Consider the following 20,062-nt stretch of genomic DNA (forward strand, 5'->3'; position numbering starts at 1 on the left):
CTAAATACAAAAACACGCCTAAATGGCAAAACGCCATTGACACTGACACTTAGTAAAAGTGTTCCTGTAGTCGATGGCGTTTTTTATTATTAAAATTTTTCGCTAAGGAGGCTAAAGTTCATGTCAAAAAATAATAATACATGGAGCGAAAGGAAATTTACTCGGTTTATTAAAGAAGGGAGAGGCCAAGGCAGAGGAAGTGGCTATAAACCGTGGCTTACAATACAAGACTTTCCTTCTAAGGGGAGAGTGAGTAGGCTAAAGGGGTGGAAAACAAACAGAATCCATCATTTTTTCACAGACACCCAAACTCGTTTCTTTTATTTACTTGAGTGGGAGGATGCTGTAATTGATATCAGAGAACACTTCCCCCTGTTTAATCTCGAAGAAAAAATTGATACTAAAGACATAAACATGGAAAATTTCAAAGACAAGGAAAGTGGTTTTCCGTACACAATTTCCACAAGCTTTCTAATCACCATAAAAGATTGTCATGGGAATTTAGAATATGCAGCTAGAAGCATCAAGGCTGACTATGAGTTGGAAAAAAAGAGAACCCTAGACAGACTTGAATTAGAAAGACGATATTGGAAGGCCAAAGGAATTGATTGGGGAATCTTGACGCAAAAAGAAATTAATAAAACTAAAGCCAAAAACATCGAATGGATTCACGCTGCATATTTTCTTTTAGAAAATGAAGAAAAAGCTAAAGATTTAGGTTACCTAACGGAAGTTCTGCAGGAGGAATTGACAAAAAGTAGCTTGCAGGTAAGATTAGCGCTCAAAAAATTTGATGAAGAGCTAAAACTGGAAACAGGAACAGCTTTAATGCTGTTTAAACATTTGATAGCAAGAAAAAAAATAGTGGTAGATTTAGAAAAAGAAATCAAATTGAACCTGAAGCCAGACGAGTTAATTGCAAGATTTAATGAAAAGGTGCGGGAGGGGGAGGGACTTGTTAGTAACTGTTAATACGCTAGTTTCTTGGTATGTAAAAGACGAAAAGAAAACAGAAAGAATCCTTTGGCTTGACAGAAAAACAGATGTAGCATTTGTCATTGATATAAATGAAAACAAACTCCCAACTTTAAAAATATTAAGCGAAATCGAAAAAGAGGTGGAAAGCGGCAGCGCATCTGTAGAAGTGAATGATAAATGGCAGAAAAACATAACCGAAAACAAGCTACAAAAAAATCATAAAGAAAAGAGAGATAGAAGATGGACGATAATTGAGAAGATAGCAACAAAAGAGCCTGATATTTACATGAAAGAAAAAAGAAGTATGTTACTAAAAGAAGCTGCAAAAGCGCATAATGTACCCGAAGGGAGCATAGCTAGAATATTAAAATTATTTTGGAGGGGAGGCAAGACAAAAAATGCCTTAACCCCTGATTATCAAAAAGCAGGGGGGAGAGGAAAAGAAAAATCAGCTGGAGGTATAAAGAGAGGGAGACCCCGAAAACAGGGGGAAATCTTTGGAGAGGGAGTTAACATCGATGAAAGGATAAAGGAGATATTTCAGGCTGCTGTGAACAAATACTACTATAGCTATAACCAAAACACATTAAGATTTACTTACGAAATGATGCTGAAAGAATACTTTTCAGACAAAGCTACAACTGATACTGGTGCGAAAATTCCTGTCATAAAATCAAGCAGCGAAATTCCAACCTACAATCAGTTCAGATATTGGTATCAAAAACAGCGAGATTTCAAAAAAGAAGTTAGGTTAAGGCGTGGTGCTAAGAAGTATGAACAACAAAATAGGTCTGTTTTAGGAAACTCAACATCTGAAGCTTTAGGGCCAGGTTCAATTTATCAAATTGATGCAACTATAGGCGATGTTTATCTGGTGAGCCAATTTAATAGAAATTGGGTCATAGGTAGGCCAGTAATCTATGGCATAATTGATGTTTTTTCGAGGTTAGTTGTTGGGATATATGTGGGTCTTGAGGGCCCATCTTGGACTGGTGCCATGATGGCCCTTGCTAACGCAGCTATGGATAAAGTACAGTTTTGCAAAAAATATGGAATTGAGATAACTGAAAAACAATGGCCGGCTCAACATTTGCCTGACGCTATTTTAGGGGATAGAGGGGAACTAGAAGGAAAAAATGTTGAGAATTTAATTAGTTCTTTAGGCGTTAAAATACAAAATACCCCTCCATATAGAGCTGACTGGAAAGGTATTATCGAACAGAATTTTAAAACGACAAATCAAAGGGTGAAGCCCTTTACGCCAGGTGCGGTTAACGTAGATTTTAACGAAAGAGGAGACAAAGACTATAGGCTAGACGCTAAATTGACGTTAAAAGAGTTTACACAGATTATAATAAGGTCAGTACTATTTCACAATAACTACAATATTTTAAAAAATTACAACCGAGAAGATATGATGATTGAAGATGATGTGGAACTGTTGCCGCTTAGTCTTTGGAAATGGGGTATAGCTAATCGCTCTGGAAAGTTAAAAAGTGTAGACGCTGATATAATTAAATTGAGCTTGTTACCTAACGCAACGGCGGCAGTTACAAGTAGGGGTATTAAATTTAAAAAAATGTATTATGCTTCGAATTTGACAATTCAAGAAAACTGGTTTGAAAAGGCAAGAAACAAAGGTTATTGGAAGGTAGATGTATCTTATGACCCACGAAATATGAAGTATCTTTACGTGCATGCTGGCGGTCATGGCGAGTTTGAAAAATGCCAAATGTTAGATTATCAGGAGAGTTATTTTGATAAATTCTTTGAAGAAATTGAGTTTCTTCAAGAAAAAGAAAAAAATGATATTAAAAAAATGGAAGAGCAGGAACTGCAGCAAAAAGTGGAAATGATGACTGAGGTAGAGCAGATTGTCAAAAAGGCAGAGATTGAATTTGAAAAAGAGTTAGAGCATGTAAGCAAATCTCAAAAAATCAGAGGCATAAGGGAGAATAGAAAACTTGAAAAAGAGTATAACCGTGGGGATGAAGCTTTTGAACTGCAGAAGACCCCAAAAAGAGATGCTGAACTTATAAAACTAAAGGGCCAAAAACCTCATGAAAACCAAGATGAAATGGACTTACTGAGAAAAAAGCAAAGGGAGGCATTTTTTACCGATGACTAGAAAAATTAATATTCCTAACGGTGCTGAAGCAGTTAAAGCAAGCTATATAGAGCAAGCGATAAGGGAATATCAAGGTAACCCTTTCATAGAGGCGCTTCCACCAATTTTGAATAAAGGAGAGGTAGTTGAGAAGTTGGCTGTCTACCCCCATTATGATGAAGGTGAAAAGAATCTAGCTCCTCACCTGAGGCTACACATAGTACAGAGGATATTTCAATGCCTTCAACCTTTGCCCATACATTTAGACTTGGAAAGTAGGATTTCTAGGGTGATTCGGCAGGGGTACTTAGCAAGAAACCCTTCTAAGCCAGAATTCGCAGAAAGCTTTCATACAGGAAAAAAAATGATTGAAAATCTAAGCTTAGAGATTTCAAATAACGATAAATTTAGAAGCACAGCATCGGGTTTTACAGTTATAGGTGTAAGTGGCATGGGAAAAACAACGGCAGTAAACCAAGTGCTGTCAACTATACCCCAGGTTATCGTTCATTCAGAATACAGGGGAAATCAATTTAATATGCATCAATTGTCGTGGCTAAAGCTGGACTGCCCTTTCGATGGTTCTGTTAAGGGCCTGTGTATGGAGTTTTTTGCCAAAGTTGATAGCTTATTAGGGACCACCTATTTCAGAAAACATGGAGCTAAAAGAAACACCGTTGATTCAATGCTGACAGTGATGAGTCAGGTTGCAAGAAATACTGCCCTCGGAATGTTAGTTATTGACGAAATACAACACCTAAAAGAAGCCAAAAGTGGTGGAAGCTCGAAGATGCTAAACTTTTTCGTTACACTTATTAATACAATCGGACTGCCCGTTATCCTGATTGGCACCCCAAAAGCTATGTCCATACTTCAATCAGAGTTTAGGCAAGCCCGACGGGGTAGTGGGCAAGGAGACTTTGTTTGGGATAGGCTGAAAAAAGATATGAACTGGGACCTTTTCATCGAGGCTTTTTGGGAATTTCAGTGGACCCGAAAGAAGACCCCCTTGTCTGAGGAGATAAAAGAAGTGCTTTATGAAGAAAGTCAGGGAATCATTGATGTAGCTGTTAAGCTCTTTGCGATGGCACAAGTAAGAGCAATTAATTCAGGAAAGGAACATTTAGATAAAAAGCTTATCAAACAGGTAGCAAAAGAAAATCTTAAACTGATAAGGCCAATGATTCAAGCGCTCAAGAGCAACAACATGAGTAAAGTAGCAAAGTTTGAAGATATTTCAAACTTGGATTTTGAAGAATTTTTGATTGAAGAAACACCAAGAGTAAACAGTTCTGAAGAAAAGATTAAAGAAATATTACTAAAGAAAAAATCCGCCGAAAATGAAAAAAACATTTCGGCAAAAGAAAAAGCAGTGCTGAAACTATTAGATTTAGATATTCCTTCTAAAAAAGCTGCAGCACTAGTATCAAAAGTTATAGAAGATGAAAGTGATGACATTTCAGTTTCGAATCTAGTAATAAAGGCTATAAAAGTAAATTCAGAAGAGAAAAGCACAAGAGATAATATTAAAATTAAAAAGCTAAAGAAAGATGATTTAAGGGCAATAGCAAAAGAAAAAAATAATAATTCAACATATCAATCATTTAAAGAAAAAAATATTATTAAAAATAGTCCAGATGATTTTTCTGAAAGGGTGTTTTTGGATGATTAGTTTTTTTCCGACACCCTACGAAGACGAGACTCTCCATAGCGTCATAGCACGGTACCATCTAAGGAGTGGGAATCAAAGCTCAAAATCAACATTGCAAGAGTTGTTTAGTCAAAAAACAGTCACAGCCACTGTTGATTTGCCCTCCCATATCGGGGAACTTATTGATAATTTACCACTTGGCAATCAAATGGATGCTGAATATTTAATCAAACACCACACTCTTTATCCTTTTTACACAGCTTTTTTGGATAGTGAAAGAAAAAAGAAGATTTTTAATTCCATGGCAGAAGGGAAAGGAGCTAGCATTCATAACAGTGCAGGAATCATGGCAAGCTCTATTAAAGCAAATAAATATTTAAAATTTTGCCCTTTATGTTTTAAAGAAGAGGCAGATAGCCTCGGGGAACCATATTGGCACAGAGCACATCAAATACCAACAATCCCTATATGTCATAAGCACCGAATCCCCCTGCAAAATAGTCAAGTTTTACTTAAACCACAAAATAAACACCAGTTTATAGCAGCAACTAAAGAAAACTGCGTTATTCAGAGTTCAGATAGTTATGCCGAGGAAACTATTAAAATTTTATTTATGTTAGCTAAAAATGCTTATGTTATACTCCAGAATAATTTTAATAATATAGGTGAATTTAATATTAAAAATAAATATTATGCAAGGTTGCAAGAGAAGAGGTTTGCTACTGTCAATAGTAGAATCTATCGAACCGAATCAACGCGAGAGTTTAAAAAATTTTTTGGCAGTGAACTCTTACAATTAACTCAATCAGATTTTGACTCAGAAAAGAACTCCAACTGGTTACTGGAGTTTTTAACAAAACAGGATAGAGCAATGCATCCGACTAGGCATTTATTGCTAGCGATGTTTTTAAATATTTCTTTGTATGAGCTTTTTTCAGGCGAAACCAAATTTAACACCTTTGGAGCTGGGCCATGGCCCTGTTTAAACAAAGTCTCAGACCATTATCAACAGTTGACAATTCCTGATATTATAATAAGCCATAGCTCAGATGCCAAAAAGCCTATCGCTACATATAATTGCTCAAAATGTGGATTTGTCTATAAAAGAACAATGGGGGAAAAAAACTATAGGGTTATAGATTATGGTTTTAGGTGGAGGGAAAAGCTAAAAGAACTGTCAAAAAAGGGATTATCTCTCAGGGAAAAAGCTAGAATATTAGGAGTCGACCCCAAAACAGTAAAAAAATACCTAGAAAAAGATAAAAGGCGTGAAAGTCCCAAGGAAAACAAAGAAAGGATAACAAAAGATAAAGAGAATTACAGAACAAGCTGGCTTGTAACTATAGCAGAAAATAGGGAGAAGGGAAAAACCCAGGTAAGAAAACTAAATCAACGGGCATATTCGTGGCTTTACAAAAATGATAGAGATTGGCTCATACAAAACTCACCAGCTAGCACACCAGCAAAACAGCAAAACATTAAAGTGGACTGGCGTGAAAGGGATAAAAGAGTTTCAGAGATGGTTAAGGAGGTGGTCGATGAAAAACTTAGCTCAGAAAGTAAACCGGAAAAAATAACCAAAAGCAAAATAGGCAAAGAGTTAGGTATTCAAGATTTGCTTCAAAAGCACCTAAGTAAAATGCCTAAAACTAAGCATTATCTAACTGGTGTATTAGAGTCAGATTATACATTTAGGAAGAGGCGAGTAAAGTGGGCTATTACAGAATTGGAAAGGAAAAACAAATCCTTAAAAAAATGGGAAATCTATAAACAGGCTGGAATTAGAAAAGAATACAAGCAAGAATTGGATGAGTTCGTTGATGAATTAATAAGTGATAGGGAGAACTAACAGTTTATGATAAACCAAAAATATAAGAAAAAAGATTAGGCTTTTTTTAAAAAAATCCACTAAAAAGAGGAGTTACTTGAAAAACTAGCAAAAAGCAACTACTCCTTCGTCAACTACCCACCACTTAAACTCTAACGAGTTTTGAAGTGGGGGCTTGTAAGAGCCCTAGTTGACTAGCCTAAGTACTATAAGTGCTACGTTATTTTAGTTATCATACCCTAGAATGATACCCTAGTTCTAGGCTCTATGTAGGCTCTGTAAACAGTCCTGATGGGTAGGGGCAGTCAACCTAAAGTGTATTTCGCACATACAAGCTATTATAACATTGGCGAAGGGTAACTACTTGTTGGTGGAACAAGGATACATTTATGTAATGTATCGCAAAACCACTGAAGATACATTACCAATTCATCCCCCACCTAAAGAGGGTGGGGACTTCTTGGCAAATGAAGTTAACGAAATGAAGTGTTTATATAGCTTAAGTAGTCAAGAAACTACTGATTTTCAGTTCTTAAAAAGATAATAGAAACTCACTCTTGAACAGAAGGATTTGATTAATAGAAAACAATCGTAATTAACAACTATATGTTCCAAAAACAATTGATAATGGCACACCTTAGCAGATGTGCCATTTATCGTATTTATCATGTTTCATAATTATTATTCAAAAACTATTGTTTTTGGTATGTGTTTGTGATACATTTAAAACAATTAATGGAAAAAGGTGGTATATAATGAAGTTTGGTTACGCACGAGTGTCGACTCAAAAGCAAAACCTTCAAATGCAAATCGACGCTTTGGAAAAGCATGGAGTAGATGAAATCATTTCCGACAAAATAAGTGGCTCGAAAGTTGAGAGAAAAGGATTGAACAATTTATTAAATAAACTAAGAAAAGGAGACACCCTTGTCGTTTGGAAGCTGGACAGACTTGGGAGAACAATGTTTCAGTTAGTTAACTTGTTAAATGGGTTTAAGGATAAAGGTATAAACTTCATTTCAATACAAGATGGAATTAACACAAGCACAACCATGGGTAAATTTATGTTTCACGTAATGGGAGCCATGGCTGAAATGGAAAGAGAAGTAATAAATGATAGGGTGAAAAGTGGCCTAGAAAGTGCTAAGGCTAGAGGGCGGCAAGGTGGGAGAAAAAAAGCCCACAGTAAGGAAAAGATTGATACTATGGTAAAAATGGTTTCAGATGGTTATAGCAAGAAAGAGATTTGCGAGAGTATGGGGGTAAGCAGGACAACTTTATATAGGTATATAAAGGAAGCTGAGTATTTTACACAAATTAAGACTAAATATTAATATCAAAAGCAGTAGATATTAATATTATAATTACCGAGAGCGAAGCACTTTAACAACTGTATACTCTACACTCAATCAAGAATGAGCGTAGCAAATTATTTATTAAAATTGTTTATTTAAAAAGGTAAAAAGCAAAAAACTAGAAGTGCATGTTTAGGAATTAAAGGAGGAAACTAATAATGGAAAATCAGTTAATTTCTTTATTAATATATATATTAATTTTACTTATTATTATTGGACAGATTATTTATTTAAAAACAAAAAGAATGTCTCGTATTTTTTTCTTTTGTGCAATTATTTTTCAAAAATTAATTTCTTGTAAATACTCCGTAACTACCATATGTTTCATGTACACTGTCAGGAATATTTGCATATGGTCCACTCCATGCTTACTGGTTGTATAATTACCTCTATTTCCACTCCAGTGTCCTTCTATATAAAAAATTTTTAACTTTGTACCGTTACCATTATTATAATGTGTTTGTACTCTGCTTAATATATTTTCAGAGTGTAAAGAATCTATTACATTATAAACTGTATAACCAAGTCCTAAAGCAGCCAGACTACTTCCAGCTATCTTTGATGCTTTAATGATAAATGCGGCTTTAGCAGGACTTATATTATAAGTATTAACTATATATTCTGTTAAAGGTTCTAATGCCATTCCACTAAGTGTTATTGTAGTTCCAATTATTTATTTAGTTATGTCAGAATCCCAATCGGTTGCTAATATATGACCTGCTTCTTCGTAAGTAATAAAAGTTATTGTATTCATCCATGAAGTTTGTGCAGGTGTAATTTTACTTCCTCTTGTTCTAGCCAATTAAAATGGAATATATAGAATTAGTATGATGCGCATTGATTATTATTACTTTAGTTATGTTGTTAATATTAAATGACATAAACTAAAAATATAATTGCTTTAAACAAAGGTTTATTATTTTTGAGTTTTTATGTTTGGTCTAATATAAAAAACAAGACGCGTGGGTTATAATAAACCGTTGAGTCTTGTTTTTAATAAAGCTTGAATGTTATTTTAAGTATGATAAACTGAAGTAAATTTAAATTATTAAAGAAACTATGACTGATAATATATAGCTCTTATTTTCTATATTAAATTATGAAGGCCATTGCATTTTTAGAGGAGTAACGTCCAATAAAAATTAAAAAGGGGCAGTAACCTGATTTAAAAATATCTCTAATTTGACTTTAAATCGGTTAAGCCCCGTATCTCTTATATTTATTATATGCAAATTATACAATAAATATACTAAATAATCAAGGGGTGTTTAAGAAAATGTATAAAGATTGTTTGTTTAAAAATAATTACAAGAGTGAACCAAATGACATACAAAAATATTTTATTTTAAGGTGGGGCGAGCTCTTGAATGAAGAACACACCCACTTTCGAAAGCTCACACATCCTTCTTTAAAAATGGTTTTAGATGAAACTCTTCATAGTGTAAGGTTGTTTAAAAAGCGAGTGCTTTATTCGTACCATATTGAAAGCGTGGTAAAAGAGTTAATAGATACTATAGTTCGATACAAACATTTATACTTAACTAGAGATATGGAAATGTTAAAATTTTGGTTGATGGATTTTATTAAAGAATGGAAGCAGCTGAGAGATGAGGAATTCGAATCAAGGAAGATTAGAAAAGTGGAAGAAGTGGAAAGAATTATACAGGTTTTTAATAATAAGTTAGGCAGAAAACCAACAATAGACTGGCATGTTGATGGCTTACAAGAACTTTTAAATAATGAAAAAACACGCTATTCGCAAGTTGATGAATCTCTTGAGTTATTAGTAAGTGAGCTTTTACATATGGGACACTCAAAAAAACATCTTTATAGCTGGGGAGCTGGGGTATTTATATATGAGCAAGATAGTGATTTTGAATCGAGGTTGCTTCGTATAAAAGACCTTGGAAAACATAATAAGAGAGAATTTGAGTGTTGTTTAAAACTTTCTTTACCCTCACATAAAGATTATAATTTTTTAAATTCTAACTCAGAAGAGTCTATAATTAACTTTAAAAACAACAGTTATTTGAAAGAAAAAATCGAGGAATACACTTTAGAAGAAAACAAAATTAATGATTTTCTTTCAGAGGAAGAAGGTCTTTCTTTTGCTATAGTAAAAGTTGAAGCGTTGGATAATTGTGCAGCAGCTAGTAGAGCAAGAGAATTACTAGAAAGTAGGGTGAAATTGTTTAGACTTGACAAAAAGCTGCAAACTTATAACGAGAGTATTAAAAAAGAAGTAATGGTAATTGATATTAGCGGAAAAAGAGTAAACCTATTACCGATTTTACCTGAAGAGCCGAAGTTAGTGGTTGATAATGTTAACAACTATATACAACTTTTAATTACTCAAGAAAGTGAGTATTCAAGTGAAATAATCAGGTTATTAGAATGGATAAGAGTTGTTCAAGAATCTCCGAAAGAAACAGCTTTTATAGCAATATGGAGCTTATTAGAATTTTTATTTAATCATGATTCCTTTACGGGTAAAAGACAAAGCGTTATTGATTATTCTATACCTATTATAGGTAGTTCTTATGCAAAGAAGAGCTTGAATAGGACGTTGCAACGGCTGAAAGTTGGGAGAGAAAACGGAATTTTATTTAAAAAAATGAATAGTCAAATAGAGGACTCATTTGAGGTTAGAAGGAAAAAAATTAAAAAACATGTATATCTAGCTTTTTTCAATGATAAGGGAGACAAAGCAGCTAGTTTTTATACTGGGAAGGTAATTGAGACACGATATATCCGCCTTATGTCTCAAATGTTACAAGTAAAAAAGGTAGGGAAAAAAAGGTGTGTTTTTTTATTAGATTCAATAGAAAGGGTAGAAAAGCAAGTCGAAAACGACCTTTCTAGGATTTACAGGGTCAGGAATATGCTCACCCATGAGGCAAAAGTACCAATTTACTTAATGGAAGAGGTTTATGAAAAGATGGTCTTTTACTGTAAAATTTTGTTAGAAGATATTCTTTATACATGGTTTCAAGAAAGATGCAGTAGTTTGAGCCAAGTGGTGACCATTAAAAGAAAATCGTACATTGAATACAAGAAAAATTTACAAAAAATAAGCTCTAAACAAATAGAAAATACAGACGTAAAGCAATGTTGTGAGGAGATATTATACGGATGCCAATATTTATTTTGACCTTAAGACCAAGTAAAAAATGGGAAATACAGAACCTGAAATCTATTCACTATATAAATCAATAGCAAAAAAATATTAGAGAAACTTTTTGCTAGTGACTTCTTATTGGAAAACGAATATTTATAACAAGGTTGATATGATGGAATCTTTGTGAGCAAATGTAAGTCAACACATATTTAAAGCTCAGCGTATTATATTTAGATATATCTAAATTGGACTATTTGTCAATAAAATGGAGATAAATGTATGTCATAGGGGTGATAAAGTGAGTAGTAAGACTGAAGAGAAAGCAATTAGATGTGTTGAGGATGTAGTAGATAAAAGCAAATTATTAAAGTCTTTACTTGATAAAAACGATAAAACACCATCATGGGATGGTGAAATCTATGTATATAATACTTCTAATCATAGGAAAGACAATCTAAAAGGCAAAGTACCAGTTCAAGTAAAAGGTACAAATGTAAAAAAATTTAGTGCAAAAACGAAATCCTTTCCTATCCAAGTTTCAGACTTACTAAACTACTTTCATGAAGGCGGCATTCTTTTTTTTGTTGTCGAGATAAATAAGAGATTGGAAACAAAAATATTTTATATTTGCTTACTCCCTTTAGATATAAAAACACTTTTAGCCAAAGCAATGGAAGGTCAAAAAAGTATTTCAGGAAAATTAACATATTTAGCAAAAAGCTCTAAGTTGCAAAATATATGCCGTAGTTTTTTACATAACAGGAAACTTCAATATAGTACAGTGAGGCAAGGAGACAAAAATAGGGAACTAGAGGAGTTTAATATTATTGATTTTACAGTGTTTGTTGATGATAAAACAACCATAAGCGACCATGTTTTAAATAATGAAATTTATTTATACGGCCGTGAATGTGAGGAGTCGATACCCACTCCTTTAGGAAAGAGTAAAGCTGAGCAAATATCATATCAGATTGATAGTAATATATCAGTAGATTCAGTGGTTTATTTTGAAAGTTGCAAAATGGTTAAGTCTAAGAACAAAGACTTTATTGTTGTAAATGAAAATATTAATTTCAATATTAACGATAACATTATGCATTTTAATTCTAAGGGAAATTTAAGTACTAGATTAAAAGAGACAGAGTTTATTATAAATGTAATAAAAAATGGATATTTTTGCGTAGAAGAAGCAAGATTTGAAGTGCTTAATATACCGGGAAAAAAGAGGGTTGCAATACAGCAATATTACAGTAATTTACTTAAAACAGAAAAAGTATTAAATCTCTATAATATAAAAGAGGACTTAGAAATGGATAGCCTTACCAACAAAGATTATAAAAACTTAAATATTTTTATCGATATAAATATTAACAAAAGAAAGATTAAATCGAAGTTAAGCAGGTCTAATTTTTCTTTGATAAAGATTGGGAATATACATATTGCGATTTTTATTTTGGTAGATATAAATAGGTATATGAATATTATCAACTTATTTGGCAATAAAGAGAAACTTCCTAAGTGTATCTATACATACAATGAATGTGAATATGAAGGCTGTATATATACTCTTTTAACAACAGATTATATTCTAAAAGCTAACAACTTAAACCTCCAAATCGTAAAAGAATCTATAAAAAGCGCTCCGTTTTCAGAGCAGCACAGGAGAGCAGTTACACAATTAGTTTTAAATTTAATTACAGCATATGATTTAGATAACAACTTTAAAGAGAGCATATCATTGGCACTTGAGATTTGTAGATGGTTAGAGCATCATGACAATATAGATACAGTGACTAAATTAAATAAGTATCAGATACTCAAGAGAATGAGAGGTTTATATACAAGTGAAAAACATGAACTGTTGGGGTTGAGGGAAATAGAAAAGGACAAGCCTGTAGTTTTGTGTGGAATAAATATTTTGTTGGACAACAAAACAGATTTTGAATATTACTTTGATAAGCTTACCACGGAAGAACGTGAGGAATTTAAAAGGTATCCAATAAGTAATATATCTAATCTGCAAAAGTAATGGATATATCTTTAATCAAGCGAAGAGAAAAGCACTAAAGAAAAGCTCAATTCTTAAGAAAGGGGGGAATTGAGCAAGAGTTTGATGATAAGAAAGGATAAAAGTTCAAATAATATAATTAACGGCAAACATAGTAGATATAGCTGTTTTTTATCTACCCCTAACCCCTAACTCCTACACCATGTCTCCCAATAAAAAAGTTTGTTCAAAAATAAAAAAGATTGTTTAAAACTCATAAAAAAGATTGTTCAAAACACAAATCCCTGTCGAATTCTGTAGGATATACACAGAAGACGGCAGGGGTTTATTATTAAAATTTTAGATAAAAGATATTGAAAATCCCTATCGAAAAAAGCTGCTATGCCTTGCTGTTATAGTATTTATACAACTTTAACTTTAATAATAAAAGGAAAATATATCGAAGACCATATCGAAAAAAGCCTATAGAAAAATATGTCGAATTTTGGCGATGACGAACAAACTTTATTAACTTGAAGTAATTTACATTCTTACAGAAATTAGTGGATGAATGGAAGTAATTAGGAAAAATTTTGAACAAACTTTATTTACTTGTAAAAAATGGGAAAAGTGGTGTGAGAGCAGATGTGATAGAGGGTTAGGGGTGGTTGGATTTTGAACAAACTTTATTATAAATAGACACCCATTGTCTCCCAATAAAAAAGTTTGTTCAAAAATAAAAAAGATTGTTTAAAACTCATAAAAAAGATTGTTCAAAACACAAATCCCTGTCGAATTATGTCGGTTATGCACAGAAGACGGCAGGGTTTTTTATTAAAAATATAGAGAAAAGATATTGAAAAGCTCTATCGAGGAAAGCTGGTATGCCTTGTTGTTATAGTATTTATACAACTATAACTTTAATAATAAAAGCAAAAAATATCGAAAACCATATCGAAAAAGCCTATAGAAAAAGATGTCCAATTTTGGCGATGACGAACAAACTTTATTAACTTGAAGTAATTTACATTCTTACAGAAATTAGTGGATGAATGGAAGTAATTAGGAAAAATTTTGAACAAACTTTATTCACTTGTAAAAAATGGGAAAAGTGGTGTGAGAGCAGATGTGATAAAGGGTTAGGGGTGGTTGGATTTTGAACAAACTTTATTATAAATAGACACCTATTGAAAAATATGTCGAATTTTGGCGATGACGAACAAACTTTATTAACTTGAAGTAATTTACATTCTTACAGAAATTAGTGGATAGATGGAAGTAATTAGGACAAATTTTGTACAAACTTTATTCACTTGTAAAAAATGGGAAAAGTGATGTGAGAGCAGATGTGATAGAGGGTTAGGGGTGGTTGGATTTTGAACAAACTTTATTATAAATAGACACCCATTGTCTCCCAATAAAAAAGTTTGTTCAAAGATAAAAAAGATTGTTCAAAACTCATAAAAAAGATTGTTCAAAACACAAATCCCTGTCGAATTCTGTCGGTTATCCACATCTTATCCACAGAAGACGGCAGGGATTTTTATTAAAGTCATAGAGAAAAAGCAACATAAATTAGAAAGAGAAGGTATTCTACCCTTTTCTAATTTATGTTGCTATAATAGGTCGCATTTAAAGTAGCGGAACACTTAGAAGATATAGGCTGCTCTTATACTAGCAGTTAAGGAGTGGGATAAACCCTACTACTCATCTTGAACAAGAATCTAAAAATGGTAAAATATGCTTATGAGTACAAAAATTACTAGGGGCTCATATACAATATATTAAAAGTGGTTTTTGTTTGTTTAAGGAGAATTTGAAGTCCGTAATTTTATTACCCATTTTTTGGGTATTAGGGGTCATTATTGTTGAAGAAGCTTTAATCTACATTTTTGGGGGCAGTTTGTTTAGTACTGTGGTTAAATACATAGGATCTATTTTGATAAACTTGTTTATTATGAGTCTGTGCTTGAGCTTAGTAAAAGGATGTCGTGTATCAGATTATCTTTTAGAATTTTTGGAGAAAATCCTAAAAGGGGTAATAATATTTGGAGTGCCAGCTATTGTTTTTAATTTGCTCTTCGGCTTTTATGGGGAAAAACTATTAGAATTTGAACCCTTAACAATTACAGCCCTTGTTTTATATGCAATAGCAGCATTTTACCTTGCATTTATTTCTTTTCTGTTTTTAGATACTAACTTAAGTTTAACAAAGATAGTGACTAAAAGCATAAGCCTTGTACATCAAAATATAGCAACTATGCTAAAGTTTATCTCAATAAGGATTATAGTAAGTTTTTCACTTCTATTAGGTATATTATTTATTCAGGGTGCTTTACAATTTTTATTAATGATTGTCTATGCCTTTATTGTTGGCCCTATCTTTATATTAGGATTGGCTAGAATATATACTGATTTATCTAACTAACATAACTCCAGTAACAAACAATATTTTTTAAACAAGAGCGGTAGTCGGTGGTTTGGGTTTATATTACCAATACTTTCTTTAACTATAGCAACAATTTTTTCTGTAACAATTTTTTTGGATGATTTTAAACTTTTAGGTATACTTATGTTCTTCGTATTTAACATTAGCACTATAATTTTCTTGTCTATATATTGGTACGTGAGAAAGGATTTGGCCAAAAAATCTGAAATACGTAAAATGAACATCGAAGATTTAGACTAAGGAAATAAACAAAATAGCGCTAGTTCAGGCTGCTGTTCCAAAAGGAAGCAGCCTTTTTCTTTGCCCTTGACCTTGTACGAGCACTATAGTGATCCAACAGAACTTATTCAAAAAACAAAACAAATATGTAAATTCAAAAATACAATGTGACCAAATGTAGGGATAGTTTTGTTCCCTCAAAAGAGCAGATAAAAATATAAACCCCGCGTCGAACTCTGTTGGTTATCCACATTTAATCCACAGAAAACGGCAGGGGTTTTTATTAAAATTATAAATAGAAAAAGTTGAATTTTGGCGATGATGAGTAAAATTATTCGTTTGTAAAAATGGGAAGAGTGGCTGTGTTTTGAAGGTAATTTTTATAAATAGACACTTGATGCAACAAATTTCGGTAATTGTTAAATTAGAGTGTTTATTTGTTAGAAGTAAAGCATTATTGCATATGCTCATTACCCCAGTTACTCATACTCTGTAAAACAGGTAAGAGAGACTTACCTAAGTCTGTTAAAGAATACTCGACCTTTGGAGGGATTTGAGGGTATTCCTTACGGTGTATGAACCCATCAGCCTCCAAATCTTTCAATTGTTGACTTAACATTTTATGAGTAATGCCTGTAAGACTTCTTTTTATTTCACCATATCTCATTATTTCTTTATGAGTAAGATGCCATAATATAATAAGTTTCCATTTTCCCCCTATTAAATCTAATGTATATTGTATAGCACAACTATATTTTAACTTTTTTTCGTTTCTCATGATTTATATCACTATCCTTTTATATAGTATCTTACTAAAAAGTGCATACTTTTATATTTCATAATATGATTTATAATTATAGCATAAGGACATGCAAAAAATAAAGAAGAACTTTTAATAAGGGTGACTTATAGTAGACTATTTTAAAAGAGTAGCATTGAGTTTAAATGAGTTATGTAAATGATATAGGGATTATACTACAGTTAGGGTGTAAAGTAAAAATGCCATGTAGGTTTTGCTTTAAGTGCCATCAAGGCTGTAAAAAAGTTAAGTGAATAATAATGTTACAAACTTAAAGTGTTTTTAAATAAGGAGGAAAATTAAAATGTCAAAAGATTTTTATACTGCTGTCAAAGAAAGAAGATCTATATATGGAATTAGCAAGGAAACAACTATTTCAGATGTAAGAATTCAAGAAGTCGTAAAAGATGCTGTAAAACATACGCCTTCTGCTTTTAACTCTCAAAGTGCAAGAGTTGTTGTCCTATTCGGAGAGAATCATGATAAGTTATGGGATATAACAAAGGAGTCCTTAAGAAAAATTGTTCCAGAAAAACGATTTTCTGCAACTGAAGAAAAAATTAATTCTTTTCAAAACGGATATGGAACTATCTTGTTCTTTGAAGATATGAGTGTAATTGATTCATTGCAAAAACAATTTGCTACTTACAAGGATAATTTTCCAATTTGGTCACAACAATCAAGTGGGATGCTTCAATATGTAGTTTGGACTTCTCTAGAAGTAGAAGGTCTTGGTGCATCTCTACAACATTACAATGAGCTTATCGAAGATGAAGTAAAACAGCAGTGGAATATACCGAAAAATTGGAAAATAATTGCACAGATGCCCTTTGGAAAACCAATTGCTCCCGCTGGGGATAAGGATTTTATGCCATTAGAGGAAAGAGTAAAGATATTTTAATAATATTTACAGCATAACAAAAGAACTTTTTAGTAACAGATGTGATTTTTAACAATTTCATGTCTGTTGTTTATATCAAAAATAATTTATTTATAATGCTAAAAGAGAAAAAATGTATGTAAAAAACTTGAACATATTAGCATTTAACAGCACTTTTTATCACAAATTTTAAACCTGATAAAGATGATTGTTAAAAACACACCCCCCCTGTCGAACTCTGTTGGTTATCCACATTTAATCCACAGAAGACGGTAGGGGTTTTTTATTAAAGTTATAGAGAAAAATCTATTGAATTTAACCCCTTATTTAGCCACGAAGACGTATAAATTAGCTACCTGCTGGGCCGCAGTTCCTTTTCCAAATTAGCTACATGATGAGTCGGTAAGAATATGGGCTAATTATACTTTTTTTAAAAATGCTAGGCAGTAAATCTTTTCCAGACCCAGCATCATCACATCTAATTTCAACTGTCTAAATCTCAGACCAAGCAGAAAAAGCAAATATCGACGTTTTCGTGGCCAATTAATGTTTTGACTTTAGCAGTCAAAACTAAAGAACAAAAAATACACCAAACAAAACACTTTTTAGAATTGGTATGTAAAGTGCTTTGTTTGGTGTATTGAACAAAAATTGAAAAAATAGTAAAATATTCTTATAAGTTTTTATATTTATAGGGGGTTAATATGCAAAATATTTTAAAAGGCAGCAGTATTTTTTAACAAGTTGAGGCTGGGCAATAAAAAATATTCTCGACAATGGAAGTGGGTCATTTTTCTAGAATGTTTTTTATTGTATTATAAAATAAAATGGAGGCGAATTTTTAGTGAAAAATTATGAAACAGTAAGAGTGCATCCTATATTTAAGCGAGCTATGTCTTATGCAGAACACTTTGCAGGGAACCTTAAAAACCTTGGAGATTCACTAGGGAGGGATTGCTTTGTTGAGGCCTTAGATATTTCTGCCACTAGCAGAAAAGGATTTTCAAAGCGGTATAAAAATGATGGTATGAAAAATGAGGATTGGTTTACATTTGGCGCAGAGGTCTTAGCGCCGGTTAGTGGTAAGGTCACCAGTGTGTATGTCAATCCTATAACTAATACTCCAGGTTCATATGAGCAATCCAAGCCATCAAGTATTACTATATGTAGAGAAGATGGGAAAAACATTCTATTGGCGCATATCCAAGACCCATTACTAAAAGAAGGTGAAAAAGTAAAAGAAGGCCAGGTTATAGCATACGGCGGCAACAACGGCCCGTCACGATTGCCTCATGTGCATATTGGGGCCTGGAAAGGTGAAGATTGCTTTCAGATAGAGTTTGATTTGTATAAAATGGGAGAACTGGTAAAAGAAGTAGGAGAAGTCTTTTATGTAACTGGATTCACTGAACAAGAATATAAAGAGTTTATGATGAAGGCTTCTAATAAGGACAATGTAAAAGAGAAGAGTTAAATACGGTTTTAGGAAATACTCCTAAATTAACCAATTACCTTATATAACTCATCTGCGTCAGGGGGATCTAGCCTTAAAGCTTCATTATCCTTTACTACAACTCTATCCTTTTCTGTAATTTTACCTATCACCGTTGCATCTATTTTCTCATTTTTTAAGGAGTCTAATAATAGCTTTACTTTGTCTTCTGAAATAGTCATTATCATTACTCCACTAGAAATTAGCTTAAAAGGATTAATTGAGAAAAACTCGCAAATTGTTTTAGTTTCCTTTTTTAAGGGAATTTGTTCTGAAAAAACTTTAATGCCCAACTGAGAAGCTTCTGCTAACTCCCAGAGGGCTCCTAAAACTCCACCTTCAGTGACATCATGCATACTACTTGTCCCAATATTACCTGCAATGACACCTTCTTTAACAACACTGATATCTTTTGCAAAAGACTGGGCATTTTTAATTTCATCTTGTGTTAAAGTAGACTTTAATTTATCTTCTAGATCATTAGAAATAATAGATGCTCCTTCAAGACCAGCATGTTTTGTCATAATTACGGCGTCCCCTACCTGGGCGCCTTTACTTAAGATTACCTTATCTTTTAATTGCCGCCCAATTGCTGTTCCGCTAATTACCATTTGATTTACAGCAGTTGTTATCTCTGTGTGACCACCTAATATTTCAACATTGATAGACGCCGCAGCTTTGTTAGCATCAGCCATCACCTTTGCTAAATCTTCCTCAGTTGTTTCAGGTGGTGCTAATATAGTTAACATTATTCCCAAAGGTTCTACTCCATTTGATGCAATGTCGTTGCAGTTTATATGGACTGCTAAACTTCCTATATCATTTGTTGTTCCTGTGATTGGATCTGTGCTTATTACAGCTCCGTATTTATCAAAGTCAATAACAGAACAATCCTCACCAATATTAGGTCTAACCATTACTTCTGGCCTGTTATTGGATATATTTGAATAAATAATCCTTTTTAATGCATCACTTGGTATTTTCCCTATCTTCATAACGGTCACTCCTTCTTAACAGTTAACAGTATTATAACATACCCCTACCATGGCTAAAAGAAATGACTTGAAATGAGCAAAATAGAAGCGATGAAACTATTAATAAAGACAGAACCTTTTATTTGTTCAGCGAAATCGAGTAGTGTTAATTAGTAATATGAGATGATTATTGTAAAGAAGTTGGAAAATGAATAAAGAGTTTTA

General features: G+C 32.8%; 15 protein-coding genes. 11 read left to right on the plus strand and 4 right to left on the minus strand.

The features are described from left to right. Positions 1–120 precede the first annotated feature (120 nt). From PRVXT_RS01225 to PRVXT_RS01250, 6 genes are all read left to right on the plus strand, one after another. A complete protein-coding gene (locus tag PRVXT_RS01225) occupies positions 121–972 on the plus strand; it encodes a TnsA endonuclease C-terminal domain-containing protein (protein ID WP_350343883.1) in 852 nt (283 codons plus the stop codon). Next, positions 956–3,106 carry a Mu transposase C-terminal domain-containing protein gene (locus PRVXT_RS01230; protein ID WP_350343884.1) on the plus strand — a complete coding sequence of 717 codons (2,151 nt, stop codon included), beginning with the start codon at positions 956–958 and terminating at the stop codon, positions 3,104–3,106. The genes PRVXT_RS01225 and PRVXT_RS01230 overlap by 17 nt, the downstream gene beginning before the upstream one ends. Next, on the plus strand, positions 3,099–4,757 hold the full coding sequence (locus PRVXT_RS01235) for an ATP-binding protein (protein WP_350343885.1): 1,659 nt from the start codon (positions 3,099–3,101) through the stop codon (positions 4,755–4,757). Before PRVXT_RS01230 ends, PRVXT_RS01235 begins: the two co-directional genes overlap by 8 nt. Then, positions 4,750–6,585 carry a TnsD family transposase gene (locus tag PRVXT_RS01240; RefSeq protein ID WP_350343886.1) on the plus strand — a complete coding sequence of 612 codons (1,836 nt, stop codon included), beginning with the start codon at positions 4,750–4,752 and terminating at the stop codon, positions 6,583–6,585. The genes PRVXT_RS01235 and PRVXT_RS01240 overlap by 8 nt, the downstream gene beginning before the upstream one ends. Positions 6,586–6,928: 343 nt before the next feature. Further along, positions 6,929–7,108, plus strand: a complete 180-nt coding sequence (locus tag PRVXT_RS01245) for a hypothetical protein (protein WP_350343887.1) — start codon at positions 6,929–6,931, stop codon at positions 7,106–7,108. 211 nt (positions 7,109–7,319) lie between these two features. Beyond that, positions 7,320–7,898 carry a recombinase family protein gene (locus PRVXT_RS01250; RefSeq protein WP_350343888.1) on the plus strand — a complete coding sequence of 193 codons (579 nt, stop codon included), beginning with the start codon at positions 7,320–7,322 and terminating at the stop codon, positions 7,896–7,898. Positions 7,899–8,199: 301 nt separating this feature from the next. On the opposite strand, the gene PRVXT_RS01255 is transcribed toward PRVXT_RS01250, so the two are convergent. Next, positions 8,200–8,562, minus strand: coding sequence for a hypothetical protein (locus tag PRVXT_RS01255; RefSeq protein ID WP_350343889.1), 363 nt, complete (start codon positions 8,560–8,562; stop codon positions 8,200–8,202). 30 nt (positions 8,563–8,592) lie between these two features. Next, positions 8,593–8,721 (minus strand): hypothetical protein, encoded by a 129-nt coding sequence (locus PRVXT_RS01260; protein ID WP_350343890.1) that lies wholly within the window; start codon positions 8,719–8,721, stop codon positions 8,593–8,595. 561 nt (positions 8,722–9,282) lie between these two features. Between PRVXT_RS01260 and PRVXT_RS01265 the strand changes: the two genes are divergently transcribed. The 3 genes from PRVXT_RS01265 to PRVXT_RS01275 all read left to right on the plus strand — a co-directional run bounded on the left by PRVXT_RS01265 (position 9,283) and on the right by PRVXT_RS01275 (position 15,452). Continuing rightward, on the plus strand, positions 9,283–11,070 hold the full coding sequence (locus PRVXT_RS01265) for a hypothetical protein (protein ID WP_350343891.1): 1,788 nt from the start codon (positions 9,283–9,285) through the stop codon (positions 11,068–11,070). 265 nt (positions 11,071–11,335) lie between these two features. Beyond that, on the plus strand, positions 11,336–13,066 hold the full coding sequence (locus PRVXT_RS01270) for a hypothetical protein (protein ID WP_350343892.1): 1,731 nt from the start codon (positions 11,336–11,338) through the stop codon (positions 13,064–13,066). 1,915 nt (positions 13,067–14,981) lie between these two features. Further along, positions 14,982–15,452 (plus strand): hypothetical protein, encoded by a 471-nt coding sequence (locus PRVXT_RS01275; protein WP_350343893.1) that lies wholly within the window; start codon positions 14,982–14,984, stop codon positions 15,450–15,452. Positions 15,453–16,146: 694 nt separating this feature from the next. Here the strand turns inward: PRVXT_RS01275 and PRVXT_RS01280 are convergent. Then, positions 16,147–16,470, minus strand: a complete 324-nt coding sequence (locus PRVXT_RS01280; RefSeq protein ID WP_350343894.1) for a winged helix-turn-helix transcriptional regulator — start codon at positions 16,468–16,470, stop codon at positions 16,147–16,149. 325 nt (positions 16,471–16,795) lie between these two features. On the opposite strand from PRVXT_RS01280, the gene PRVXT_RS01285 reads away from it, so the two are divergent. Both PRVXT_RS01285 and PRVXT_RS01290 read left to right on the plus strand, forming a co-directional pair. Then, positions 16,796–17,392, plus strand: coding sequence for a nitroreductase family protein (locus tag PRVXT_RS01285; RefSeq protein WP_350343895.1), 597 nt, complete (start codon positions 16,796–16,798; stop codon positions 17,390–17,392). Between the two features lie 823 nt (positions 17,393–18,215). Next, positions 18,216–18,845, plus strand: coding sequence for a M23 family metallopeptidase (locus tag PRVXT_RS01290; RefSeq protein ID WP_350343896.1), 630 nt, complete (start codon positions 18,216–18,218; stop codon positions 18,843–18,845). Between the two features lie 26 nt (positions 18,846–18,871). Here the strand turns inward: PRVXT_RS01290 and PRVXT_RS01295 are convergent, their stop codons facing one another. Continuing rightward, positions 18,872–19,858: an AIR synthase family protein gene (locus PRVXT_RS01295; protein ID WP_350343897.1), complete on the minus strand. Its 987-nt coding sequence runs from the start codon at positions 19,856–19,858 to the stop codon at positions 18,872–18,874. Positions 19,859–20,062: the final 204 nt, after the last annotated feature.

The sequence above is a fragment of the Proteinivorax tanatarense genome (assembly GCF_040267685.1).
Classification (GTDB): Bacteria; Bacillota; Proteinivoracia; order Proteinivoracales; family Proteinivoracaceae; genus Proteinivorax; species Proteinivorax tanatarense.